The organism is Paenibacillus sp. MSJ-34 (assembly GCF_018918005.1).
Taxonomy (GTDB): domain Bacteria; phylum Bacillota; class Bacilli; order Paenibacillales; family Paenibacillaceae; genus MSJ-34.
The window spans coordinates 113,257-139,914 of the sequence record NZ_JAHLPR010000004.1; the positions used below are offsets into that span (position 1 = coordinate 113,257).

The 26,658-nt window shown below is 53.5% G+C and carries 18 protein-coding genes; all 18 read left to right on the forward strand.

Annotated features, from left to right (window positions below; genetic code table 11):
* The first annotated feature begins 116 nt into the window (after positions 1-116).
* The 18 genes from hpf to KQI79_RS03155 all read left to right on the forward strand — a co-directional run bounded on the left by hpf (position 117) and on the right by KQI79_RS03155 (position 26,350).
* A complete protein-coding gene (gene hpf / locus KQI79_RS03070; protein WP_216536755.1) occupies positions 117-665 on the forward strand; it encodes a ribosome hibernation-promoting factor, HPF/YfiA family in 549 nt (182 codons plus the stop codon).
* 325 nt (positions 666-990) lie between these two features.
* Positions 991-3,501 (forward strand): preprotein translocase subunit SecA, encoded by a 2,511-nt coding sequence (gene secA / locus KQI79_RS03075; protein WP_216536756.1) that lies wholly within the window; start codon positions 991-993, stop codon positions 3,499-3,501.
* Between the two features lie 104 nt (positions 3,502-3,605).
* Positions 3,606-4,713, forward strand: a protein-coding gene (prfB, locus tag KQI79_RS03080; RefSeq protein WP_216536757.1) for a peptide chain release factor 2 whose coding sequence is annotated in 2 segments (ribosomal slippage) — positions 3,606-3,677 and positions 3,679-4,713 — 1,107 coding nt in all. Because the reading frame shifts where the segments join, the coding sequence is not laid out codon by codon here.
* Positions 4,714-4,775: 62 nt separating this feature from the next.
* Positions 4,776-5,690 (forward strand): YitT family protein, encoded by a 915-nt coding sequence (locus KQI79_RS03085; RefSeq protein ID WP_216536758.1) that lies wholly within the window; start codon positions 4,776-4,778, stop codon positions 5,688-5,690.
* A 212-nt stretch (positions 5,691-5,902) separates the two neighbouring features.
* Positions 5,903-6,952, forward strand: coding sequence for an N-acetyl-gamma-glutamyl-phosphate reductase (gene argC, locus KQI79_RS03090; RefSeq protein ID WP_216536759.1), 1,050 nt, complete (start codon positions 5,903-5,905; stop codon positions 6,950-6,952).
* A 16-nt stretch (positions 6,953-6,968) separates the two neighbouring features.
* On the forward strand, positions 6,969-8,213 hold the full coding sequence (gene argJ, locus KQI79_RS03095) for a bifunctional glutamate N-acetyltransferase/amino-acid acetyltransferase ArgJ (RefSeq protein WP_216536760.1): 1,245 nt from the start codon (positions 6,969-6,971) through the stop codon (positions 8,211-8,213).
* Positions 8,214-8,289: 76 nt separating this feature from the next.
* The gene (argB, locus tag KQI79_RS03100; protein WP_216536761.1) at positions 8,290-9,111 is read left to right on the forward strand and encodes an acetylglutamate kinase; all 822 of its coding nucleotides are present in this window, start codon (positions 8,290-8,292) and stop codon (positions 9,109-9,111) included.
* 34 nt (positions 9,112-9,145) lie between these two features.
* Positions 9,146-10,342, forward strand: coding sequence for an acetylornithine transaminase (locus tag KQI79_RS03105; RefSeq protein WP_216536762.1), 1,197 nt, complete (start codon positions 9,146-9,148; stop codon positions 10,340-10,342).
* A 17-nt stretch (positions 10,343-10,359) separates the two neighbouring features.
* Positions 10,360-11,316 (forward strand): ornithine carbamoyltransferase, encoded by a 957-nt coding sequence (gene argF / locus KQI79_RS03110; RefSeq protein ID WP_216536763.1) that lies wholly within the window; start codon positions 10,360-10,362, stop codon positions 11,314-11,316.
* A gap of 36 nt (positions 11,317-11,352) precedes the next feature.
* On the forward strand, positions 11,353-12,594 hold the full coding sequence (locus KQI79_RS03115; RefSeq protein ID WP_216536764.1) for an argininosuccinate synthase: 1,242 nt from the start codon (positions 11,353-11,355) through the stop codon (positions 12,592-12,594).
* Positions 12,591-14,006 (forward strand): argininosuccinate lyase, encoded by a 1,416-nt coding sequence (argH, locus tag KQI79_RS03120; protein ID WP_216536765.1) that lies wholly within the window; start codon positions 12,591-12,593, stop codon positions 14,004-14,006. Before KQI79_RS03115 ends, argH begins: the two co-directional genes overlap by 4 nt.
* A gap of 1,501 nt (positions 14,007-15,507) precedes the next feature.
* The gene (locus KQI79_RS03125; protein ID WP_216536766.1) at positions 15,508-17,346 is read left to right on the forward strand and encodes a cache domain-containing sensor histidine kinase; all 1,839 of its coding nucleotides are present in this window, start codon (positions 15,508-15,510) and stop codon (positions 17,344-17,346) included.
* On the forward strand, positions 17,324-18,871 hold the full coding sequence (locus KQI79_RS03130; RefSeq protein ID WP_216536811.1) for a response regulator: 1,548 nt from the start codon (positions 17,324-17,326) through the stop codon (positions 18,869-18,871). The genes KQI79_RS03125 and KQI79_RS03130 overlap by 23 nt, the downstream gene beginning before the upstream one ends.
* A gap of 174 nt (positions 18,872-19,045) precedes the next feature.
* Positions 19,046-20,290, forward strand: a complete 1,245-nt coding sequence (locus KQI79_RS03135; protein ID WP_216536767.1) for an ABC transporter substrate-binding protein — start codon at positions 19,046-19,048, stop codon at positions 20,288-20,290.
* An 87-nt stretch (positions 20,291-20,377) separates the two neighbouring features.
* Complete coding sequence (locus KQI79_RS03140; protein WP_216536768.1) at positions 20,378-21,292, forward strand: carbohydrate ABC transporter permease; 915 nt, start codon at positions 20,378-20,380, stop codon at positions 21,290-21,292.
* Entirely contained in the window at positions 21,292-22,122 is an 831-nt protein-coding gene (locus KQI79_RS03145; protein WP_216536769.1) for a carbohydrate ABC transporter permease, read from the forward strand. The genes KQI79_RS03140 and KQI79_RS03145 overlap by 1 nt, the downstream gene beginning before the upstream one ends.
* 24 nt (positions 22,123-22,146) lie before the next feature.
* Positions 22,147-24,294, forward strand: coding sequence for a glycoside hydrolase family 3 N-terminal domain-containing protein (locus KQI79_RS03150; protein WP_216536770.1), 2,148 nt, complete (start codon positions 22,147-22,149; stop codon positions 24,292-24,294).
* Positions 24,275-26,350 (forward strand): amylo-alpha-1,6-glucosidase, encoded by a 2,076-nt coding sequence (locus tag KQI79_RS03155; RefSeq protein ID WP_216536771.1) that lies wholly within the window; start codon positions 24,275-24,277, stop codon positions 26,348-26,350. Before KQI79_RS03150 ends, KQI79_RS03155 begins: the two co-directional genes overlap by 20 nt.
* The last annotated feature ends 308 nt before the right edge of the window (positions 26,351-26,658 follow it).

The following is a 26,658-nucleotide window of genomic DNA, read 5'->3' on the forward strand; positions in this document are numbered from 1 at the left end:
AACATAACAGATTCGGTAGCATGAACCCTGGGAGCGACTCTTGGGGTTTATTTTTTTGCTTTTGAAAGTGCTCCTCGGAGTGTGGTATAATGGATGTACCAAAGGAGGAGTGCCATATGAAATACAGTATTCGAGGACAACACATCCAAGTGACAGAAGCTTTGAGAGAGTACGTCGACAAGAAGCTGAGCCGACTGGATAAGTATTTTGAAGTGCCCCCTACCTCTGACGCTTACGTTACGCTTAGCGTAATTCGCGATCTGCATAGCGTCGAAGTAACGATTCCTTTGCCAGGCGTGATACTCCGCGCCGAAGAGAAAAGCGACGATATGTACGCTTCCATGGATGCTGTGATTGACAAGCTCGAACGGCAAATCCGCAAACACAAAACGAAAGTGAACCGCAAGTTCAGACAAGACGGAGGTTTGAAAACGCTCTTCCGTGACGAAGGCTCCGTCGCCGTACAGTATGAAGAAGAAGAGGACAGTCTGGAGGTCGTCCGGACGAAACGATTCGACTTTAAACCGATGGATGTGGAAGAAGCGATTTTGCAAATGAACATGATCGGACATAACTTCTTCGTATTTTCCAACATCGATACCCAAGAGGTAAATGTTGTCTACAAGCGCAACGACGGCAAATACGGATTGATTGAACAAGGTTAAATAAGAAGAAGCAAATAATACTTACAAAGCTTGGCTCCGCAAGGGGCCGGGCTTTTTTCGGCTTTCGGGGGCAATAGGGGCTTTCCCGCAACTACCGACGTCTCCTCCTCGCATGATCTGACAGCCCATTGAACCGATTCCGCGTATAGATGTCAAGTATATATGAAATGGCAGTGAGTTCCTGCAACGTTTCACGCATTTTCAGCGTATAATAGGATGTATCGACTGCTAGTGATAGAGGGATGTTGTTGCGACAACCCTTATAAACTGTTACAATTTATTGCAAACCATCTTTTTTTGCACGAAACATGAAAGGGGTACACCCATGCTAGGAATTGTGAAAAAGATTTTCGGCGACGCCAACGAGCGCGAAGTGAAGCGTCTGATGAAGACGGTGGATCAGATCAACGATATGGAACCGACATTTCAAGCGCTCTCGGACGAACAACTGAAAGCGAAGACGGAAGAGTTCCGGGCGCGTCTGGACAAAGGGGAGACGCTGGACGACTTGCTTCCTGAGGCGTTTGCGGTCGTGCGCGAAGCGTCGAAACGGACGCTCGGCATGCGTCACTTTGACGTACAGTTGATCGGCGGTATGGTGCTCCATGAAGGGAAAATTGCCGAGATGAAAACCGGGGAAGGGAAGACGCTTGTCGGAACGCTTCCGGTTTATTTGAACGCATTGCTTGGCAAAGGGGTACATGTCGTCACCGTCAACGATTACCTCGCTCAGCGGGATAGCCAAATGATGGGACAAATTTACGAATTTCTCGGCATGACCGTTGGGGTAAACCTGAACGGCATGTCTCATGAAGATAAACAAGCGGCATACGCTTGCGATATTACGTACGGAACGAACAATGAATTCGGCTTCGATTATTTGCGCGACAACATGGTATTGTATTTGGAACAGATGGTGCAGCGGCCGCTTTATTTCGCCATAATCGACGAGGTCGACTCCATTCTCGTCGACGAAGCGCGGACGCCGCTCATCATTTCCGGCCAAGCGGCCAAATCGACCGAGCTGTATTTTGCGGCCGATCGTTTCGTCAGCCGATTGCAGCCGGAAGAGGATTATACGGTTGACATTAAAGTGAAATCCGTTGCGCTGACGGAAGCCGGCGTTGCGAAAGCGGAGCGCGCCTTCGGGATCGAGAACTTGTTCGATCACGCGCATGTCACGTTGAACCATCATGTGACGCAAGCGCTCAAGGCGCATGTCATTATGAAACGCGACGTCGATTACGTCGTGCAGGACGGCGAAGTATTGATCGTCGACGAGTTCACCGGACGGATTATGCAAGGCCGCCGGTACAGCGACGGACTGCATCAAGCGATTGAAGCGAAGGAAAAGCTCGATGTGCAGAACGAGAGCATGACGCTCGCGACGATTACGTTCCAGAACTACTTCCGCATGTACCGCAAGCTTGCCGGCATGACCGGTACGGCCAAAACGGAAGAAGAAGAATTCAAGAAAATTTACGGTTTGGACGTCGTGCAAATTCCGACCAACAAACCGAATATTCGCAAAGATATGGCCGATATCGTGTACAAAACGGAACTGGGCAAATTCAAGGCGGTCGTTGAAGAGATCGTCAAGCGCCATCAGAACAATCAACCGGTGCTCGTCGGTACCGTTTCGATCGAGAATTCCGAGCTGATCTCGGAGTTGCTGAAACGGAAAGGCGTTCCCCATAAAGTGCTGAATGCCAAATACCATGCCGAAGAAGCGGAAATTATATCGCGCGCCGGGCAAGCGGGCAGCGTCACGATCGCGACGAACATGGCCGGCCGCGGTACCGATATTTTGCTGGGCGACGGCGTTGCGGAAGCAGGCGGGTTGCATATTATCGGTACGGAACGGCATGAAAGCCGCCGGATCGACAATCAGCTGCGCGGCCGTTCCGGGCGTCAGGGCGACCCGGGCTCGTCCCAATTTTATCTGTCGTTGGAAGACGAATTAATGCGCCGCTTCGCATCGGACAGCATTACCGCGATGATGGACAAACTCGGTTTCGACGAAGAATCGCCGATCGAGAGCAAGCTCATTACCCGCGCCATCGAATCCGCGCAGAAACGCGTAGAAGGCAGCAACTTCGATATGCGGAAGATCGTCTTGCAATACGATGACGTGATGAACCAACAGCGCGACATCATTTATAAACAGCGCCGCGAAGTGTTGGACTCGGACAATATCCGGCAAATCGTGCTGGATATGATTAAGCCTTGCATCGAACGCGTCGTCGAGGCGCATTGCACGGATGACATTCCGGAAAATTGGGAGCTGCAAGAAGTCGCCGATTATGCCAACAGCAAACTGCTCGAAGAAGGCCAATTGACCAAAGACGAACTTTGGGGCAAGGAAAAAGAGGAAATTATCGAGCATATATATAATCTCGTATTGCAGCGTTACGACGAACGCGAACAAACGATGGGGCCGGAAATGATGCGCGAATTCGAGAAAGTCATCGTCCTGCGCGCCGTCGACAGCAAATGGATGGATCATATCGACGCGATGGATCATTTGCGCCAAGGTATCCATTTGCGCGCCTATGGCGGAACCGATCCGCTGCGCGAATATCAATTCGAAGGGTTCGAGATGTTCCATGAGATGATCAGCCGTATACAGGAAGAAGTCTCGACCTATATTATGAAAGCGCAAGTGGAACGCAACCAGGAACGTCAAGCCGTTGTGGAAGAAAGCAAAATGTCAACGAACAGCAGCAGCGAGCCTGCGGAGAAAAAACCGGTCACGCGCGGCGAGACGATCGGCCGCAACGATCCTTGCCCATGCGGCAGCGGCAAAAAATACAAAATGTGCCACGGTAAAGCGTAATAAAACGGAAGTTGCCGCGGGCATAGCGCATGCATAAGATGGACTAGCGGGCAATCGCAATGTACGATGCGGTTGCCGCATACAGTATGATGAGGTGAACAGCCATGATCGATCCGAGCGTCAAACATGATTTGCGCGAAGTGGCAAAGAGATTAACCGACCTTAGGGGGTCTCTTTGACTTAGATGTTAAGCAGGAAATGATAGCGAACTATGAGGAGAAGATGGCGGCGCCCGATTTTTGGGACGACAACGAGCGGGCGCAGAGCATTATCGCCGAACTGAACGGCGTAAAGGCCGTCGTCGACCAATACGAAGCATTGCGTGAAGAGTACGAGGATGTGCAATTAATGCTGGAATTGGCCGAGGAGGAGAAGGACGAGGCGCTGGCGGCCGAAATCGCCGGCAATATCGAGCAACTCTCGGACAAAATGAGCAACTTCCAATTGCAGCTATTGCTTAGCCAGCCGTACGACAAATTCAACGCCATTCTGGAGTTGCATCCGGGAGCGGGCGGCACCGAGTCGCAAGACTGGGCGCAAATGCTGCTGCGCATGTACACCCGATGGGCGGAGAAGCGCGGCTTCAAAGTCGAAGTGCTCGACTATTTGCCCGGCGACGAGGCCGGCGTGAAGAGCGTAACGCTGCTGATCAAAGGCTTTAACGCTTACGGTTACCTGAAAGCGGAGAAGGGCGTGCACCGGCTGGTGCGCATTTCTCCGTTCGACGCTTCGGGACGGCGGCATACGTCGTTCGTATCCTGCGACGTCGTTCCGGAAATATCCGAAGATGTCGAAGTTGAAATCCGTACGGAAGATTTGAAAGTCGACACCTACCGTTCCAGCGGCGCGGGCGGGCAGCATATTAACACGACCGACTCGGCGGTGCGGATTACGCATATCCCAACCGGCATCGTCGTCACATGCCAAACCGAACGGTCGCAGATCAAAAACCGCGAGCGCGCCATGACGGTATTGCGTTCCAAGCTGTACGAGCGCAAGATTGAAGAGCAGCAGAAAGAATTGGCAGAAATTCGCGGCGAACAATCGGATATCGCTTGGGGCAACCAAATCCGTTCTTACGTGTTCCACCCATACAGCATGGTGAAGGATCATCGGACGCAAGTGGAGACGGGAAATGTAGGCGCAGTGATGGACGGCGATCTCGATTCGTTCATCGACGGATATTTACGCAGCCAGATTCGGCAAGAATAAGCACAGTACGGAATTCCTACACGACAGTGTAGGAATTTTTTGTAAGCGAGGAGAGTACAGAGATGGATACCTTAGAAAGCAAAGAAAACAAGGAAACGAAATCGAAACCGAATCGAAGATTGCCGAAACCTGTCAATCGCAAGCTGCAGATGACCATCGAATATGCCCTCGTCATTCTTGGCAGTTTTATCGTGGCAATCAGCTTTAATTTGTTTCTACTAGCCAATCAAATCGCTTCCGGCGGCGTGTCCGGGATTTCGATTCTCGTCGAACAATTGACCGGCATCCAACCGGCATTCACCCAATGGGGGTTCAACATCCCTCTATTCGTGATCGGCACGATGCTGCTCGGCAGACGATTCGGCTTCAAGGTGCTGCTCAGCAGCATTGTCTTGCCGTTATTCGTCTACTTGACCCGGGACTGGCCGGCTCCGACAGACAATCCCTTGCTTGCGTCGATCTACGGCGGGATGGGAATCGGTTTGGGCCTTGGCATCGTATACCGGGGCCGCGGTTCCACCGGAGGCCTTGATCTGGTTGCGCAAATCATTCACCGTTTTACCGGTCTAAGCTACCCGCTGTCGGTCGCGATGCTGGACGGAATCGTCATTTTGTGCGCGGGCGTTTTGTTGTCTCCGGAGAAAGCGCTGTACGCCTTGATCGGCTTGTTTGTGACGAGCAAAATGATCGACGCGGTTCAAGTAGGCTTCGGCTTTTCCAAAGTCGCCTTTATTATTTCTGCGCAGACGGAGCCGTTGACGGAAGCGATCTTGCATGAACTGGACCGCGGGCTGACGAAGTGGGACGGCCAAGGCGGATTTACCAAAGAAGGGCGCACCGTTCTCATGGTTGTCGTCGGCCAGACGGAGGTCAGCAAATTGAAGGCGATTGTAAAAAGGGTCGACCCGACCGCTTTTGTCATCATTAGCAATACGAACGAGGTGTTGGGCGAAGGATTTAAACTTCACGGCAGTTAAAAATTACATAAATTGAGCATTGTATTTTTATAAATCCAAATGTATAATGATACATATTTTAAAATACGGCTAATATTTCCACAGGGGGTCAATTGGTGTACAATGGTAAGAAGACGGACTTGTACGGAAACGAACGTAGCAAAGGACGTATTCGCAAGTAAACTTTTGAACGACCTCTTACAGAGTATGGCGATTTGGAGGGGAAACGCGACATGAACAAAACAGTAAGGGCAGCGATTGTCGGTTCGACCGGTTACGGGGGCGTCGAACTGATTCGTTTTTTAGGGGGACATCCGCAAGTGGAGATTACGTCGGTACTATCCTCATCCAGCAGCGGGGTTCCGATCGCGGAAGGCTATCCCCATCTATCCGAGATCGTTACGGATTTGCTGGACGGCATCGATATCCCGGCGATCCGCGAGAAGGCGGACGTTGTCTTCACCGCTACGCCGCATGGCGTGAGCTCCAAGCTGGTGCCGCAGTTGCTGGATGCCGGCTTGAAAGTGATCGATCTGTCGGGCGATTTCCGGCTGAAGTCCGGCGATCAGTATCGGCAATGGTATAAGCACGAACCGGCGCAAACGGAACTGCTGCAAGAAGCGGTATACGGCCTCAGCGAGGTGTTCGGCGACGAGGTGACGAGCGCCCGCTTCGTATCCAATCCGGGATGCTATCCGACGGCGACGCTGCTCGGCTTGATTCCGGCGCTTTCCGCAGGCTGGATCGATCCCCGTTCGATTATCGTGGACGCCAAATCGGGCGTGTCCGGCGCGGGGCGAGGCGCGAGCTTGGGAACCCATTATTCGGAAATTAATGAAAATTTTAAAGCATATAAAGTGAATAAGCATCAGCATACGCCTGAAATCGAGCAGGTGCTTTCGCTGCTGAGCGGAGAACAAGTTACCGTGACGTTCACGCCCCATCTGGTTCCGATGACGCGCGGCATTATGGCGACGATGTACGCGACGTTGAACGACGCGCATACGGAGGAAGATTTGATCGAGCTGTACCGCCAATATTACGAGGGACGCCCGTTCGTGCGCATACGCGATAAAGGCAAGTGGCCTGCCACCAAGGAAGTGTACGGCTCCAATTATTGCGATATCGGCTTCGCAGCCGACGAGCGAACGGGACGGGTGACGATCATTTCCGTGATCGATAACTTGGTCAAAGGCGCCGCGGGTCAAGCGATTCAAAATATGAATTTGATGATGGGATGGAACGAAACGTTAGGTTTAAAACTAACGCCTGTGTATCCATAGGACGGAGGAACGAACGATGGGGAAAAATGCGGTAGAAGAGCTGCCTTACGCGATCGTGCCGGACGGCTCGGTGACGACGCCTGCCGGTTTCCGGGCGGGGGGCTTGCATTGCGGCTTGAAGAAGACGACCCGATTCGATTTGGGGGCGATCGTATGCGAAGTGCCGGCGACGGCGGCGGCCGTCTATACGACCAATGTGTTTCAGGCGGCTCCGCTGCAGGTGACGCGCGAGAGCATTGCGCAGGAAGGCAAGCTGCAGGCGGTGCTTGTGAATAGCGGCAACGCGAATGCGTGCACGGGCAAGCAAGGCGAAGAGGATGCATATCGGATGCGTTCGGCGCTGGCGCAGCGGCTGGGCATCGCGGAGCATTACGTCGCGGTCGCGTCGACCGGCGTGATCGGCGAACTGCTTAAGATGGACCGTGTGCTCGCGGGCGTAGAATCGTTGCCTGCGAAGTTGACGGATCAAGATTCCGGAGCGGAGGATTTCTGCCAAGCGATACTTACGACCGATTTGGTGAAAAAAGAATGCTGCGTTCAAGTCCGCGTCGACGGCAACATCGTGACGATCGCGGGCGCGGCGAAAGGCTCGGGCATGATTCATCCGAATATGGCGACGATGCTCGCCTTTATGACGACGGATGCCGAGATCGAACGCGAGCCGCTGCAGCGGCTGTTGGGCCAAACGACCGATGTGACGTTCAATATGATCACCGTGGACGGCGATACGAGCACGAACGATATGCTCGTTGCGATGGCCAGCGGACTGGCCGGCAACAATAAGCTGCATGAGGGGCATCCCGATTGGCCGGCGTTCGCCGCGGCGTTTCGCCGGGTATGCGAGCATTTGGCGCAGGCGATCGCGCGCGACGGCGAAGGGGCGACAAAGCTGATCGAGGTGAACGTGAGCGGGGCGGAAACGGAGGAAGGAGCCCGCGCCATCGCCAAGACGGTGATCGGCTCGAGCCTCGTCAAATCGGCCGTGTTCGGCGCCGACGCCAACTGGGGGCGCATCATTGCGGCGGTCGGACGTTCCGGCGTGCCGGTCGATCCGGAGACGGTCGATATTCGCATCGGCGATATCGTCATGCTGGAACAATCGCGGCCGATTCCGTTCGACGAAGAGGCGGCGCTTGAATATTTGAAGGGCCAGACGGTGGTCATTCATGTGGATCTGCACATGGGTCAAGGCGAAGCGACGGCATGGGGCTGCGATTTGACGTATGATTATGTGCGCATTAATGCGGCGTATCGAACGTAAATATACGACAGTTTTCGATGAAATCATATTGCAAGTTGGCCATATTGCGCCATAAAGGGAGACAGGAGTAAAGTTCATGGATAACAATGCGTTGAACGGACAGAAGCAACGGCGATTTGTCATGAAATGCGGAGGCAGCACGCTTGCGGCGCTGCCGGACGCTTTTTACGCCGATTTATGCGCGCTGCAAGCGGAAGGAATCATTCCGGTCATCGTGCACGGCGGCGGACCGGCCATTTCCGACACGTTGACGAAATTGGGCATCGAGACCGAGTTCGTGAACGGTTTGCGGAAGACGAACGATGCGGTATTGGATGTCGTCGAAATGGTGCTGGCCGGGAAGATTAATAAAGAAATCGTCCGCAAAATCGGCGCAAGCGGCGCCAAAGCGCTCGGCTTATCCGGCGTCGACGGCGCGTTGATTCAGGCAGAGCCGGTAGCGAACGAGGCGGAAATCGGTTTTGTCGGCGAAGTGACGCATATTAACGCCGAAGCGATCGAAGGGATCGTCGCGATGGGGTATATGCCTGTCATTGCCCCGATCGGCATCGGCAAGGACGGCAAACAGCGATACAACATTAACGCGGATACGGCGGCAGGAGCAGTCGCCTCTTATCTCGGCGTCGAGCGCATGATCGTCGTGACCGATGTGCCGGGCATTATGCGAACGGCGGCAGACGGAGGGCGAACCGTCCTCCCGAGCGTGACGGTAGCGGATATCGAAGAGATGATTGGCTCGGGTGAAATATACGGCGGCATGATTCCGAAGGTACGGGCGGCGATGCAATGCATTCATGGGGACGTGCGGGAGGTCGTAATTGTCGACGGCGCGGAACCGGGCGTGCTTCGCAGCGTGCTGCAGGGCGCGGCTATCGGCACGCGAATCGTGCGCGGGTAAGGAATAAGGAAAGATGACGGAAGGAGTGAATCGAATGAGCGAAAATAAGGTGCAGCAAAGCGCATTGTTTCCGACTTATGCGCGCTATCCGATTTCGCTGGTGAAAGGCCAGGGCAGTTGGCTGTGGGACGATCAAGGCAACAAGTATCTCGATTTTATGAGCGGATTGGCGGTCGCGAACCTGGGTCACGTACCGCAAACTGTGAAGGAGAAACTGGTCGCCCAGCTCGACGAATTATGGCATGTTTCGAATTTGTTTCAAATCCCGAATCAGGAAAAGGCGGCCGGTCTGCTCACCGCCAACAGCTGTGCGGATGCGGTATTCTTCTGCAACAGCGGCGCGGAAGCGAACGAAGCGGCGATCAAATTGGCGCGGCGTTACAACAACAAAGTGCTTGGAAGCGACCGGTACGAAGTCATTACCTTTATCCAATCGTTCCACGGGCGCACGCTTGCGACGTTAACGGCAACAGGGCAAGAGAAGGTGAAGGATGGGTTCTCTCCGTTGCCGACAGGCTTCAAACATGTTCCTATGCATGATGTTGAGGCGTTGACCGCCGCGATCGGCGGCAAAACATGCGCGATCATGCTCGAATTGGTGCAGGCCGAGGGCGGCATCCATCCGGTCGATCCGGCGTTCGTGCAAGAGATCGTTCGCCTGTGCAAGCAGCATAACTTGCTGCTCATCATTGACGAAATTCAAACCGGCATGGGCCGGACCGGCAAACTGTTCGCCTATGAGCATTACGGCATCGAGCCGGATATTTTTACGTTGGCGAAAGGGCTGGGAAGCGGCTTCCCGGTAGGAGCGATGCTTGCCAAAGCGCCTTTGCGCGAAGCGTTCACTCCTGGCAGCCATGCGACCACATTCGGCGGCACGCCGATTGCGATGGCGGCGGTCATTGCGACGATCGAGACGATCGTCGGCGAAGGAATTCCCGCACGCGCCGCCGAGATGGGCGACTACTTGATGCGGCAGTTGCAAGAGCGGCTTGCGGGCAATCCGTATGTGCGCGACATTCGCGGCAAAGGGCTGATGATCGGCATCGAATGCGTCGAACCGATCGCCGGGGTGCTGGCCGAAGCGCAGAAGGCCGGGCTGCTGTTCGTGCCGGCCGGACCGAACGTCATTCGACTGCTGCCGAATTTGCTTGTAACCAAAGAAGAAATCGATCAGGCTGTTTCCATGATTCACTCGCTGCTGGCGAACAGAACAGCCGTTCATCCATAGAACAGGAGGGAATGCCCATGAATCCCACGGTGCAAGAAGAGATGGGGATTAACTTGAAAGGGCGGGATTTTCTCGCATTAGGCGATTACTCCCCCGAAGAAATTCAATATTTGATCGATCTGGCGATCGACTTGAAACGGAAACAGAAGAACGGTGAAATCTATCACCCGCTCAAAGGCAAATCGCTCGGCATGATCTTCGAGAAATCGTCCACGCGGACGCGCGTCTCCTTTGAAGTCGGCATGTATCAACTAGGGGGGCAGGCGCTATTTTTAAGCAAGAACGATTTGCAGCTTGGACGGGGCGAGACGATTTGGGATACGGCGCAAACGATGTCGCGCTATCTCGACGGCATTATGATTCGCACGTTCGCGCACCGCAATGTTATCGACTTGGCGCGGGCGGCGACGATTCCCGTTATTAACGGGCTGACCGACTTGAATCATCCTTGCCAGGCGTTGGCCGATTACCAAACGATCTATGAACATAAAGGAAAATTGCGCGGCTTGAAGCTTGCCTACATCGGCGACGGCAACAATATGGCGCATTCGCTCATTATGGGCGGCCTGAAACTGGGCGTGAACGTGGCGGTCGCGACGCCGGAAGGATATGACCCGGATGCCGGCATTGTGGCGCAAGCCAAAGAAATCGGCGCGAAAACAGGCGCAAACCTGCTCCTGACCCGCGACCCGAGAGAAGCGATCGAGAGCGCGGACGTGGTATATACGGATGTGTGGGCGAGCATGGGCTTTGAGGCGGAGCAAAAAGAACGCGAGGCGGCTTTTGCGGGTTATCAAGTGAACGAAGAACTGACGCAATACGCGAAGGAAGATTACGTATTCATGCACTGCTTGCCGGCGCATCGCGGGGAAGAAGTGAGCGAAGGCGTGATCGACGGGCCGCATTCGATTATTTTCGACGAGGCCGAGAATCGGCTGCATGCGCAAAAAGCGGTTATGGCCGCATTGATGTAGATAGCAGGGCTCGCAAACGAAGGGAGAGAAGGAAACGTGGCAAAGGAAAAAATCGTATTGGCCTACTCGGGCGGCTTGGATACGTCCGTCATTCTGAAATGGTTGAAAGAAACGTACGATGCGGAAATTATCGCCTTTACGGCGGACATCGGACAGAAAGAAGAGCTGGACGGTCTGGAGGAAAAAGCGCTGGCAACCGGCGCTTCGAAAGTATATATCGACGACCTGCGGGCGGAGTTTGCGAAAGATTTCATTTACCCGATGTTTCAAGCGGGAGCGCTGTATGAAGGGCAATATTTGCTCGGAACGAGCATTGCGCGGCCGCTGATCGCCAAGAGGATGGTGGATATCGCGCGCGCGGAAGGCGCGACGGCGATCGCACACGGAGCGACGGGCAAAGGAAACGATCAGGTGCGTTTCGAATTGACGGCTGCGGCTCTTGCGCCTGAGATTAAAGTGATTGCGCCTTGGCGTTCGGAGGAATTCCGGAACCAATTCCCGGGACGGGCGGAGATGATTGCTTACGCCGAGAAGCATGGCATTCCGGTACAGGCTTCGGCGGCGAAGCCGTACTCGATGGACCGCAACCTGCTGCATATCAGCTTTGAGAGCGGCATGCTGGAGGATCCGTGGTTCGATGCCAGTGCGGAATCAAACAAAGATATGTATGTGCTGAGCGTTTCGCCGGAAGACGCGCCGGATCAGGCCGAATACGTCGAGCTCGAATTCGAGCGCGGCGATTGCGTAGCCGTGAACGGGGAGCGGATGACGCCGCTGCAAGTGATGGAGAAGTTGAACGAACTTGGCGGCAAACACGGAATCGGACGCGTCGATATGGTGGAGAACCGCTTCGTCGGCATGAAGAGCCGCGGCGTATACGAGACGCCGGGCGGTACGATTTTGTTTACGGCCCATCGCAAAATGGAGTCGCTCACGATGGACCGGGAAGTGATGCATTTGCGCGATTCTTTGCTCTCGCGTTACAGCACGCTCGTATATAACGGCTTCTGGTTCGCGCCGGAACGGCTGGCGCTGCAAGCGCTCGTGACGGAGAGCCAGAAAAATGTGACAGGTACGGTCCGTATCAAGCTGTATAAAGGGAACGTGATCGGCGCCGGCGTGAAAAGCCCGGTCAGCCTGTATAACCCGGATATTGCGACGATGGAGGCCGATCCGACGCAAGCATACGATCAAGCGGACGCAACCGGATTCATCCATTTGAATGCATTGCGCTTGAAAGTGGGCACCGGCGTCGCGCAAAGGGGACAACACGAATGAGCAAACTGTGGGGCGGACGTTTTACGAAACAAACCGATCAATTGGTAGAAGAATACACAGCGTCGATCTTATTCGATAAAGAGCTCGCGGAGGAAGATATCCAAGGCAGCTTGGCTCATGTGACCATGCTGGGCAAATGCGGCATACTGCCGGAGGATGACGTCGACAAAATTAAGGAAGGCCTCCATAAAGTGCTCGGCATGATCCAGCGCGGCGAAATCGAGTTTTCCGTCTCGGACGAAGATATTCATATGAATATCGAGAAAACGTTGATCGAAGAGATCGGCCCGGTCGGCGGGAAGCTGCATACCGGACGCAGCCGCAACGACCAGGTCGCGACGGATATGCACCTTTATTTGCGCAAGCGCGTCGTCGAATTCGTCGGATTGCTCGTGAAGCTGCAGCAGGCGCTTTTGTCCCAGGCGAAGGCGAACCTCGACACGATCGTGCCGGGATACACCCATTTGCAGCGGGCGCAGCCGATTCTGTTCGCCCATCATATGATGGCGTACGTGTCGATGTTCGAGCGCGATATCGAGCGGTTGCAGGACAGCTACAAACGCATTAACGCGCTGCCGCTTGGTGCGGGGGCACTGGCGGGAACGACGTTCCCGATCGACCGCCATTTCGTGGCGAAGGAACTGAAATTCGACCGCGTATACGAGAACAGCCTGGATGCGGTAAGCGACCGCGACTTTATCGTTGAGTTCCTGTCGAACGCGTCGCTTATTATGATGCATCTGTCGCGCTTTTGCGAGGAATTGGTGCTCTGGTCCAGCACCGAGTTCCAATTTGTGGAGCTGGACGACGCATTCTGCACCGGCAGCAGCATTATGCCGCAGAAGAAAAATCCGGACGTCGCCGAACTCGTTCGCGGCAAAACCGGCCGCGTATACGGCAACCTGTTCGGATTGCTGACCGTGCTCAAGTCGTTGCCGCTTGCTTACAATAAGGACATGCAGGAAGACAAGGAGGGCATGTTCGACACGGTGCGCACGTTGGACGGCGCTTTGCGCCTGTTCGCGCCGATGGTCGAAACGATGAAGGTGAATCGCGACCGGATGCGCAAAGCGGTGAACGAAGACTTCTCCAACGCGACCGATATCGCCGACTTCCTCGTAGGCAAAGGCTTGCCTTTCCGCCAAGCGCATGAAGTGATCGGCAAGACGGTACTGTATTGCATCCAGCAGAAGAAATATTTGCTCGACTTGACGTTGGACGAGTTCAAGCAGTTCTCTTCCTTGTTCGACGAGCGGATCTACGACGTGCTGCAGCCGCAGCAAGTGGTGGACGCCCGCAACGTGTACGGCGGCACCGCCACGCGGCAAGTTGCGGAAGCGATCGCCCGCGCCGAGCGCGCAGTGGCGGAAGCATCCGCTTGGCATGCGGAATACGAAGCGAAATGCAAATAAACATAGCCGGGGCTTGCATCTATTGTCCGAGAAGGACGCGGGGTGCCAGCCCCTGTTTTTGTTGTAGAGAAGGACGTTGGGGTGCCGAATCCTGTTTTGTTGTTCGAGTAGGATGTTTGGGTGGCGGTCCAGCTTTATTGGCCGGGAAGGATGTTGCAGTGGCAGATATAAAGCAATTCGGTTTTCGGCTGCATTGAAGCGTTTTTTGAATTAGTGGTAAATACTGGCGTTCATTTATTCCCCTAGCGCGATGGATGAGAATTAGCGGTATTATGTGGAGCTATTTTGGAGCGGATGGGCCGAAATGGCTGATCAGGCTTAGATTAACGGTAGGTTTTACCGATAATGAGCGCATATTGCCATAAAGCAAAAAATTAGCTCCAGAAATTGGAGCTATTCCGAAGGAGCGATGGCTATGTCACGCCCCGATTCCCATGCTCCTTCAACCAGCCAACGAATTCGACCGCCGGTACGATCGTCTCCAGCGATTTTCTTATGTAACTGCGAAAATCCATTTACATTTAACGATTTCAGCGTTTTTCGATCCTGTAACTGCAGAAATCCAGTTATTTTCGCTCAAATGACCCCCAAATCGAAAAATCGGTTCGAATAACTGTATTTTTGCATCTGCTACCCTCCAAATGTGATATTCCTTGCCAAATTACTGGATTTTCGCAGTTACTCTTTACGTGTGGCCGATGCAGTAAATGCTCCCAAGCAACCACCATGCACTCTAGCCACAATAGAAGTAACTTATACCAACACGCGGTACAGTTGCAGTGCAAGTAACTTGATATCACCGTGAAGACTAGTTACAATCCATGCGCTACATACCACCCACGAACCTAATTGCATTCATACGCTGAAATATTACCTTTTCTAACCGACGCACAGCGACGCTCTCCCAAACATTGCGATTCGTGCCGACTTGCTTTAAGATGGTGTACATAGAATTGACGAGCAGGCAGGGAAGCAAATCATCAAGCTGGCCTGCATACCGCGTATGGGGGCGACCGGCTGACGCGGTGCAGAGCATTACCGTGTGTTGGGGGCTTCCGCGCAGTGCGTAGTGAGCATCGCGCTGACCGTTACGCACAGGAGAAAACGCACAGGCGGGATGCGCATGCCCGGCCAGCAGGCGGCAAATCGGCGGGGAACGCAAAGCGTCCGCCACATAGGCGATGCAGTAGCAGCGCAATCGCAGCGGAGTGACGCGAGCGCAAGGCGCCCGGCCAGCAGGCGGCAAATCGGCGAACGCAAAGCGTCGCCAATAGGCAACGCGGCAGCAGCGTACCGGCAGAGGAGTGCCCCCAACGCAATGCCCCTCGGCCGGCAGGCGGCATATCGCCAACGCAAACACGTTGTCGCTCATGCGCCGCGGACAGCGCCCCCGCAGGGGAGCGTCACAAACGCGCACGCGCCGCCGCCCCCCCTGCAAGCCGCAGACGCTTGCCGCCACGGTGCCGCGAGCAAAACAATCCAACGCAAAGGGTAATGCATCATGATGCGCCTCAAACATAAATTTCTGAATTTAAGTTTAAAAAATAAATTAATCATCGCCTTTTCCTGCCTCAATATCGTACCGCTCTTCACGATTGCGGGAGTTTTGTCGTGGCTGTATTTGGAGTCAAACCGCAATATGATTCTGGACGTGGTGGTGGAGAATAACAATCAGATCGTGAAAAACATCGATACCTCGCTCAACCCGCTGCTGCGCCTGTCGATGTCCCCGGTTCAGAACAGGGATATCTTCCGGATTATGGGCAAAGACTACGACGAATCGGCCTACCCGCTGCTCGAACGGGAGCAGGACTTCGACAAGGTGAACGGATTGATTCGGAACAATATGCATCTGTACACCGATTTGATCGATTCGGTCATCGTCTACCAGAGCAAGAACGGCATTATTATCGGGAGAAGCAATATCGAATATATGGACCATCGTTATTTCGAGCGGGAATTCCGCGATGAACCGTTCGTTCGGCAAATTTTGGACAAGCAAGGGCTGTACGTGCCGATCGGGATTCATCCGGAGAAGCTGATGTCCTACGACCACGCGCCCGTCGTGTCGATCGGGCGGGCGATCATGGATCCTTACACGAAAGAAAGCTTAGGGCTCATCATGCTGAACATCAGCGTCGAAAAGTTGAAAACGTTATGGAGCGACATTCATTTTACGGAAAATACCAGGTTTTACTTGATCGACGAACAACACAATATTATCTACAGCCAACATCCGGAAGAGATCGGCCAAGCGGCCGACAGCGCGATCGGCGAAGACTTCGCTTCCGTCATCGGGGAAGGCCGGACGACCGGCGAACATCAGGACATGTATTTCGTCAGCTCGATCTCGGACGTATCGAATTGGCGAGCGATTACGATCATTCCGAAGACGGAAATGTTCAGCTACATCTACCTGACTTTGAAAATAACGACGATTAGCCTCATCGTTCTGCTCGCGCTATCGATCCTGATCGCGATTTTCATCGCAACGAGCATAACGAGGCCGCTCGCCGTGCTCGAACGGAAAATGAAGCTCGTCTCGCAAGGGAATCTCGATGTCAGCATGGATATCCGCTACGGGGAAGCGGGGAAAATCAGCAAAACCGTCGATCATATGCTGCGCGATATCCGAGGCCTGATTCGCCGCATCTATGAGGAGGAAAAGGAGAAGCGGCATTTGGAAATGCTTGCGCTGCAATCCCAGATCAAGCCGCATTTTATATACAATACGCTGAATGTCATCAAGTGGATGGCCAAGCTGCAAGGGGCAAGCGGCATCGAAGAAGCGCTGTCCTCGTTCTCTTCGGTCATCAAATTTACGGTCAAGACGGAGAGCGACTACGTCACGATCCAAGAAGAGGCAGAGTTCATTCGCAGCTATACCGACATCCTATCCTTGCGATATTTGAACAAGTTCGATGTTTCCTTCGACATCGACCCGCAAGTGCGCGAATTTTACACCTTGAAGTTTCTGCTTCAACCGCTTGTCGAGAATGCCGTGTTCCACGGATTCGACGGCATCGATTACAAAGGCAAATTAACAATTTCCATCGCTCGGGAAGCGAATTATGTCATCATGATCGTGGCCGACAACGGAAAAGGGGTGCGGGACGACGAACGGGAGCAGTTCGAATCGCGAGCGGAAGCGGACAAAATCAATCCGATCGGCATGAAAAATATACGAAAGCGGCTGGAACTGAACTACGGCCAAGATTACGGCTTGACGATCGCAAGCCGCGAGCCGTGCGGAACGGTCGCAACGATCAAAATTCCAGTCCTAACATCCATTCCAAATGAGTCTGCGGGTGAGAGATATGAAACTGATCATCGTCGATGACGAACCGTTGGTTCGTATCGGGATTAAGTCGGCCTTCGATTGGGAAGCGAGCGGCATGCAAATTGTGGGGGAGGCGTCCGACGGCGTCGAGGCGTTGAAGCTGATCGAAGAGCGGAAGCCCGATGCCGTGCTCCTCGATATTAAAATGCCGAGAAAAGACGGCCTCCAAGTGCTGGAGGAGCTCAATGCGAAAAATATCCGCACCAGCGTCATTATTTTGAGCAGCTTTGACGATTTGACGTTTGTTAAAAAGGCGATGAAATTGGGAGCCGTCGATTATTTTCATAAACCGGCCATGAACGCGGAGGAAATCGCCAACGTTTTAACGAAACTGAAGAACGAGCTTGAAGCCGGGCGGTCGCCGCAAGGCGAACAAGCGGAACAGGGCGATGCGATGCGGCAACAGCATACGGGAACCTTTCCGCACAATAGGCTGCTGGTCCATATGGGAGCGATCGGCCAGACGAAGTTGAAGGAAGGCAATATGTATGCCGTTCAATTCACCGTGAAAAATTACGCGCAAGTCATAAAACGGTACACGAAAGACAGCGAGTCGCTTCTCTCCAGCACGATTGCGAACCTATTGTCGGAGCTGCTGGCTCATGAGAAAGAAGCAGAGTTTTTGCAAGTGCAGGAAAACCTGTTCTACGTCTTCGTTAGCGTCAGCGAATCGAAGAGCGTGCAGGCGGCGTTTTCGCGCGTCAATGAAATCGTTCAGGTCATCTCCGCTTCGCTCAAGCGGTTCGTCAACGTCGAAGCCGTATTCGGCGTTAGCGAAGCGTTTCATTCTTTCCAGGAAGTAAGGCAGGCTTGCCAACAAGCCGAGCAGGCGCTAAGCGAGCGGTTTTACCGTCCCGACGATCCCGTGCTCTATTACCGGCATAGGCCGATCGACGATGAGGAAGCGTTGGAGCAAGTCAACCTCTATATCGCCGGCATGAAGAATGGGCTGATAGAGGAGCGGTACGACGAGTTTGCGCGTCAACTGGCGGAGTGGGAACAATATGTACAGGAAACCCAATGCCTCAATGAACGGGACGTCAAAAAAATATACGAAGGCTTGCTGTTTATGCTGGAGGAGAGCGGCGACTATTTGGAATACCGCGGCAAAATCGAAGAAATCGAAGATTTCGAACAATTGTCCAACATGTGCCATGCGATCATCGACGAAAAAGTAAGGCTGCGAGCGCTCGGAAGCAATAAAGAATATAGCCCGGTTGTGCGCCATATTTTGCAATATATTGAGACCCATTATGACGACGACATCTCTTTGAAACAGCTGGGAGAAAAGTTTCATGTGAGCGGCAACTATATCAGCAGACTATTTAAGCAAGAAGTGGAGAAGGGGCTGTTCGACTATTTGAATGAAGTGCGGATTGAGCGCGCCAAAGAACTGTTGAAAGATTACCGGCATAAAATTTACGAAGTCGCGGAGATGGTCGGTTTCCATAGCCAGGTTCATTTCGCGATCGTGTTCAATAAATACGTAGGAATGTCCCCGAAAGAATACCGCAAAACAGTGTAATTTTATTAAAAGAAAGTCAAAATTGTTAAACAAAACGGGCGCCGCCGGCGAACAGAATAGAGCAAAGTCAATTTTATTAAATTAATCACTCGTTGATTAATTTTTTTTATGGTCGAATAGGGCTAACATCATAGGTGAAGCTTATACTTAACTGGTTACAAGGGGAGGATTATCATGAGAAAGATGAAAAAAATGTCGATGCTGCTCGCGCTTGCGCTGACGCTGGTACTCGTATTGTCGGCTTGCGGCGGCAAGAACGAAGCGGGCGGCAACAACGGCGCAGGCGGAGATACGGGAGCCAAAACGACGGTAACGATGGGCTTCTGGGGAACGGCGCAAGATCTTAAAATATATCAAGAGGCAGCTAATTCCATTTCGGAGCAATATCCGAATATTGAGCTGAAAATTAAACAATACCCAAGCAGCGAGCAGTTCTGGAACACGTTGCCGGGCGAAATTGCGGCAGGCGTCGCGCCCGATTTTATTAAATTGTCCAATGAAGGGGCTTTCGAATATATCGACAAAGGATTGTTCACCCCGCTGGACGATTTGATTCAATCGACGGGCGTCGACATGAGCCGTTTCTCGCAAGCGGCGACGGACATTTGGAAAGTGGACGGCAAGCAGTACGGGATTCCGAACAGCGGTATGCCTGCCATGTTCTTTATTAACGAGGAGATGTGGAAAGAAGCCGGACTGGGCGACTATCCGACGACTTGGGACGAAGTCGAAGCGGCTGCCAAAAAATTGACGACCAATGACGTGTACGGCATTGCGATCAACCTCGACGCGTTCCATATTACGAACTACGCGAAAAGCTACGGCGGCGGTTGGGACAACGGGAAAAGCATTAACTCCCCTGAGAACGTAGCGGCATTGGAAAAAATATTCAAAATGTATGAAGAAGGCGTCGCGGTAACGCCGAAGACGTTAGGCTACGGTTGGGACGGCGAAGTGTTCGCCAACGGCAAAGCGGCAATGAGCACCGGCGGTTTCTGGTACAAAAACTATTTGCAAGACGCCAACCCTGATTTGAAATATGTCGCCCTTCCGGTCCCGAAAGGAACCGTGAACGGCAGCACGCTTAGCGCAGACGCGTATGTCGTCCTGAAAGACGCGAAGAACAAAGAAGCGGCGCTCCAAGCGGCCTACTACATGACGAACGACAAAACGCAATCCGATTTTATGAGCTTGGGCTTCAATCCGGCCGTATCCAGCTTGTCGGCGAACTATTTTGAACAAAATCCGGAATATCAATTGCTCGAACCGGCAATGGAATACAGCAGCGATTACGGTTATCCGAAGGAAACGAAGAAGTTTACCGACGAACTCGTGAAACAATTGGAAGAAACGATTCTGGGCGGCAGCAAGAAATCGGCGAAAGAGCTGCTTGACAGCGTGCAAGAACAATTCAAATAACGGATGCGTTCCCGTTTCCGCCAAGGAGACGGGAACACTTTTATCCTGAGTTGAAATATACAATTTGTGGAATTACAGGAGGTTTCGATGACTGGACAACCCAAAAAACAATCCCGGTTTCGTTCGATCTTCGATTCGGATTTCACGTTAGGCTGGATGCTCGTCTTGCCTTTTTTGGTTTTATGGGCATGGTGGTTTTTGTATCCTTTCGTGGAATCTTTTATAAGAAGCTTTCAAGACGTGAACTTCGCCGCGCTGGGCGATGCGAAATTTATCGGATTGCAAAACTATATCGCCATATTGAACGACAAGCAGTTCTACCAAGCCGTTCTTCATTCCTTGCAAATCGTTGTCGTGGCGGTGCCCGTCCAAACGATTCTCGGTTTATTGATGGCCATACTGGTGAATCAGAATATCAAAGGCAAAGGCATTTTCCGAACCGTATTCTTTATTCCGTACATCACCTCGCAAATCGCTCTGACCACCGTCTTTATGATGCTGTTCAAGCAAGGGACGTTTGTCACGAAATTTTTCGCGTTTTTCGGCCTGCGCGACGTGACCTGGTTTGCGGATACGGGCTATGCCTTGATGTTCGTATGCATTTTGTTCATTTTCCAACAATGCGGATTCAGCATGATCGTCTATTTGTCCGCGCTGCAAGAAGTGCCTAAAGATCTGTATGAAGCGGGCGACATCGACGGCGCTTCGAAATGGGAGAAATTCCGTTTCATCACCGTTCCTTTTTTGAAGCCGATTACCTTTTTCGTTATTTCCGTTTCCACCATCCTCGGGTTTCAAATTTACGACCAAATTGCGGCGATTTCCCGATACGGTGCGCTTGGATCGCCGGCCGGAGCGACGAGCACGGTCGTCACTTATTTTTACCAACACGGGATTCGCTATATGAATATCGGATACGGAAGCGCGGCCGTTATTCTATTCTTTTTCATCATTATGTTCATTACGTTTCTGCAGAAGAAATTTCTGGACGATAAGGAGTGATGGCCGTGAAGGCTCGAAAAACCTTTTTCAAATTGCTGGTATACGCCATCATCGGTATCCTCGGAGTCGTTTTCATCCTTCCGTTTGCTTATACGGTCTATACCTCGTTAATTACGATGAAAGATGTTAATAAATTCGTGGACATTTCCAGATGGACTTTTGAAAATTACACCATGTTTTTCACTAACGACGCATACAATGTGCCCAAGTGGTTTTTAAATACAGTTATTATGACGGGAATTGTCGTAATCGGGAACTTGATCGTCAACCCGATGGCAGGCTTTGCGCTGGCGAAGCTGGATTTTAAAGGGAAGAAGCTCGTATTCTGGATCGTCGTCGCGACGATGATGGTTCCGTACCATATGATCCTGATTCCGGTATACGTCAATATGGCGAAGATCGGCTGGCTCAATACGTTCGCGGCGTTAACGGTGCCGTTCTTGTACCAGTCGTTGTACATTTTTATGCTGCGGCAGTTTTTCATCAGCGTGCCGGGCGAATTTATCGAAGCGGCCCGAATCGACGGCTTGACGAAAATGGGCGCCTTCTGGCGGATCGTCTATCCGCTCGCGCGTTCGTCCTTAATTACGATGTCGATTTTGTCTTTCGCCGGAACGTGGAACAGTTACCTCATTCCGAGCACGTTAGCGAACGATCCGGAGAAATATGTGCTCGTCGTCGGGCTGAACAGCTTGAAGGACGCGTTCTTTGAGAATACGCCGTTAATTATGGCAGGCGTGACCTTGTCGACCTTGCCGATCCTTATTTTCTTCTTCTTGTTCCAGAAACAATACATCGAAGGCGTATCTAGCGCCGGCATTAAAGGGTAACCGGAAGACGGGGGGAGGACATCAATGTTGAATGATGCAGCGAAGGCAGAGCGGTTGTTGAAACGGATGACGTTAACCGAGAAGATCGGGCAGACGGTGCAGTTCGGGCGATGCGAAGCGCAAGAGATCGAATGGATCAAGCAGGGAAAGATCGGATCGCTGCTTAACGTGTACGGCGCGGAGAAGATCAACGAATTGCAGCGGATCGCAGTGGAGGAAAGCCGCCTCGGCATTCCTTTACTGATCGGGGACGATGTGATTCACGGGTTCCGCACCATATTCCCCATTCCGCTCGGCGAAGCGGCAAGCTGGGATGTGGAGGCGATGGAGCGGAACGCCCGCATCGCGGCGGCGGAAGCTGCGTCCGAAGGCATCCGCTGGACGTTCGCGCCGATGGTCGATATGACGCGCGAACCGCGTTGGGGAAGAATCGCGGAAGGCGCCGGCGAAGACGTATATTTGGCCAACCAGGCGGCGGCCGCCAGAGTAAGAGGTTTTCAAAGCCCGGACGAGAACGGCTATCCGACCGTTGCCGCATGCGTCAAGCATTTTGCGGGCTACGGCTGGGTCGAAGGCGGCCGGGATTACGATACGACGGACATGTCCGAAAGAGTGCTGCGCGAAACGGTCTTGCCGCCGTTTTACGAAGGAATCCAAGCCGGGGCGTTATCGGTCATGACCGCCTTTACCGATCTGAACGGCGTCCCTGCTTCGGGCAACAAGTTTCTCATCAGAGAGATTTTAAAAGGGGAATGGAACTATCCCGGCATCGTCGTCAGCGATTGGGAATCGGTTGAAGAATTGATTCACCACGGCTATGCGGAAGACCGCAAGGATGCGGCGTGCAAAGGGTTTGCCGCCGGGGTGGATATGGACATGCATTCCGGGGTATATCTTGAGCATTTGGAGCGGATTTTTCAGGAACGGCCCGATATGCTTCCATTGCTTGACGACGCGGTACTGCGGATTTTGACGGTGAAGTACCGGTTGGGCTTATTCGATCATCCTTATGTCGACGTTCGGAAGCGGGAGCGCGTCATGATGATTCCTGAGCATGTGGAACAGGCGCGGGACAGTGCGCGGAAATCGATCGTTCTATTGAAGAATAGCGGCAATACGCTGCCGCTAGATCTTGGCGCGCGGAAACGAATCGGCTTGATCGGCCCGCTGGCCGACGACCGCCAAAATGCGATGGGCTGCTGGGCGTGGAAAGGCCGCAAGGAGGATGTCGTCACCGTTCTGGACGCCTTCCGGTCCAGAATCGCCCCGTTGGCGGAAGTGACTTATGCCAAGGGATCCGAGGTGAAACAGCCGTTGGAGCGGGGGCTGGAAGAAGCGGTGGCGGCCGCGAGAGACAGCGATGTCGCCGTTGTCGTCGTCGGCGAAAGCGAGGATATGACCGGAGAGCATTATAACCGGGTCTATATCGGCTTGCCGGAATGCCAGGAACGGCTGATCCGGGCAATCAAGCGGCATACGGCGACGCCGGTCGTCGTCGTGCTGATGAGCGGGCGGCCGCTGGCCGTGGAATGGGTGCATGAGCATGCGGACGCCGTTGTCGAAGCATGGCATCCGGGCACCCAAGCGGGGAATGCGCTGGTCGACGTGCTGATCGGAGAGTACAATCCGAGCGGCAAGCTGCCGGTGACGTTCCCGCGTTCCACCGGACAAATTCCGATTTATTATAACCGTAAAAATACGGGAAGACCGCATCTTTACGAAGATTATGTCGACGTGAGCGACGAACCGCTGTATCCGTTCGGCTACGGTTTAAGCTATACGACGTTCGAATATGCCGATCTTCGGCTGGATGCCCGGCAAGTTGCGCGCGACGGAAGCGTCAAGGTGTCCGCAAACGTAACCAATACCGGAGAACGGGACGGCGAGGAAGTGGTTCAATTGTACATTCGCGACGTCGTGGGAAGTACGACAAGACCGGTGAAGGAATTGAAAGGCTTTCAGAAAATATGTCTGAAACAAGGGGAGACGAAAAGAATCTCCTTTACGTTAACCCCGAACGAGCTTGGCATGCTGGACGAAAGGCTGCAGTTTGCGGTGGAGCCCGGCAAATTCCTCGTATGGATCGGCCCGAACTCCGGGGAAGGGCTTCAGGGAGAGTTCACAGTCATGGATACGAAGGAGAGGGAAGGCGATGGATTACAGCGTCATTAAAGAAGGCGATTTGTTCCTGCTAACGGACAGGAATGGGGATATTACCGGGAACAATGAAATCGGCCACGGTTTATATACGAAAGATACGCGGTTTTTAAGCCGGATGGAAGTGTGGATCGACGGGGACAAGCCGTCGTTGCTTTCCTCGGCGGCGAATCAAAGCTATGTCGCTTCGATCCGTTTAATGAAGGATACGAAAGACGTCGGCGCCATTGAAGCGGTACGGGACCGTTTTATATTCGGCGGCGTGCTGTACGAGCGAATTGCGTTAACGAGCTATTACCCGGAAACGGTATCGTTCGATTTCTCGGCGGCATTCGATGCCGATTTTCAGGACATGTTTCTGGTGCGGAAATATCGGACGGGGGAAGTCGGCTCGATCACCGGCAGAAGCATGGAGCCGCAAAGCTTGACGATCCGTTATTCCGGCGCGGACAACATCGCAAGGGAGACGCGCATACGTTGGGACAAACCGGAAACGGAAGCGAGCGATTCCGGGTTGATCCGCTTTTCTATAACGTTGCAGCCGAAAGAGACGGAGCGCATCTGCTTTACGGTCGCGCCGATGTTGGACGGACAAGCGGGAACCGAGCTCTCCTATGAAGAGGGGCTGGAACGATTGGAGGCTTCTTACCGGCGATGGGACGCGGAGACGGCTCGGGCGACATCCGATTCGGAGGCGTTTAACGGCTTGTACCGGCGCGGCTTGCAAGATTTACGGATGTTAATGACCGACGTGGGATACGGCGATATGCCGGTAGCCGGCTTGCCGTGGTTCGCGGTTCCGTTCGGCAGAGACAGCCTGATTACGTCCTTGTTCATGCTTCCGCTCGATCCGGGCAAAGTGCGCGGAACGCTGCGCACCCTGGCGGCTTATCAAGGTACCGCCGTCGACGCTTGGCGCGATGAAGAGCCGGGGAAAATCATGCACGAAATCCGGTTCGGCGAGCTGGTCGCGACGAAGCAATCGCCGTTCTCGCCTTATTACGGATCGGCCGACGCTACGCCTTTGTTTCTTGTGCTGATCGGCGAATATTTCCGCTGGACGGGCGATTTGTCGCTGGCGGAGGAGCTTAAGCCGAATATCGAGCGGGCCCTTGCATGGATCGACGCGGCGATGTTGAAATCGGGCTTCCTCGCTTACCGCCAGGAAGCGGAGAAAGGCTTCCCGAACCAAGGCTGGAAAGATTCGAGCAACTCGATCGTTCACCGGTCGGGCGAGTACGCGTCGTCGCCGATCGCCTTGTCCGAAGTGCAAGGCTATGTGTATATGGCGAAGCAAGGCATGGCGCCGCTCTTCAGGCTGATGGGCGACGATGCGCTCGCCGATCGGCTGGAGCGGGAAGCCGGGGAATTGCGGGAACGGTTCGAACGGCATTTCTGGATGGAGGACGAACAGTTCTACGCGCTCGCACTCGACCAGGAAGGACGGCAAGTCGGGTCCGTGACATCGAACCCGGGGCATTTGCTGATGACCGGGCTTCCCGGCGCGGCGCGGGCAGCAAGGACGGCCGAAAGACTGACGGCCGACGATATGTTTAACGGCTACGGCATTCGGACGATGAGCGCGGAGGCGGCGGGATATTACCCGATGAGTTATCATAACGGGAGCGTATGGCCGCATGATAATGCCATGATATTGCTCGGGCTGAGCCGCTCGGGGTATCGGGAGGAAGCGCGCAAGGTGATTTCCGGCTTGCTTGCTGCATCCACCTATTTCGAGTACCAGCGCTTGCCCGAACTGTTCTGCGGATACGGCTCGGAGCTCGGCTATCCGGTGCCGTATCCGACCACATGCTCGCCGCAGGCCTGGTCGGCGGGAACGTCGGTCGTCTTCATGCAGGCGATGCTGGGCTTGCATCCGGACGCGCTGACGAAACGGATCGCGATCGACCCGTTATTGCCGGAGCAATTGAACGAGTTGTTCGTCGAGCGTCTCGCCATCGGCGCGGGACACCTGTCGCTTCGCATTTCCCGGGGCGGCGCGGGGAGCGAGGTCAAGGTGGAGGTCGTACAAAATACGACCGGCTTCGAGATTATTCATAAAGCGGAATAATGCTACGGTACAGGGCGGCCTAATGGGGGGCCGTCCTTTTGCTTGCCCGGCGCGGTGGGCGGTTTCGCTTCATGTCGGCGTACGCCGCTTCTTGTTGGAAATCCCCCGCCCGACGAGTGTTTTACAGCACGCATGATCTTTTCCCGCCAAGTAACTTATAGTTTTCTTCGGTCCCTTACGAGCAGCCAAGAGATTTAAATTAGCGCGTCTGCCAATGCGATTGTATCCATGCGCCTGACCAATTTCATCTTGGATGCAAAAAGTCAGCCGCTTGCCGGGAATCGACATAAAATTCGCTTTTTCGATCT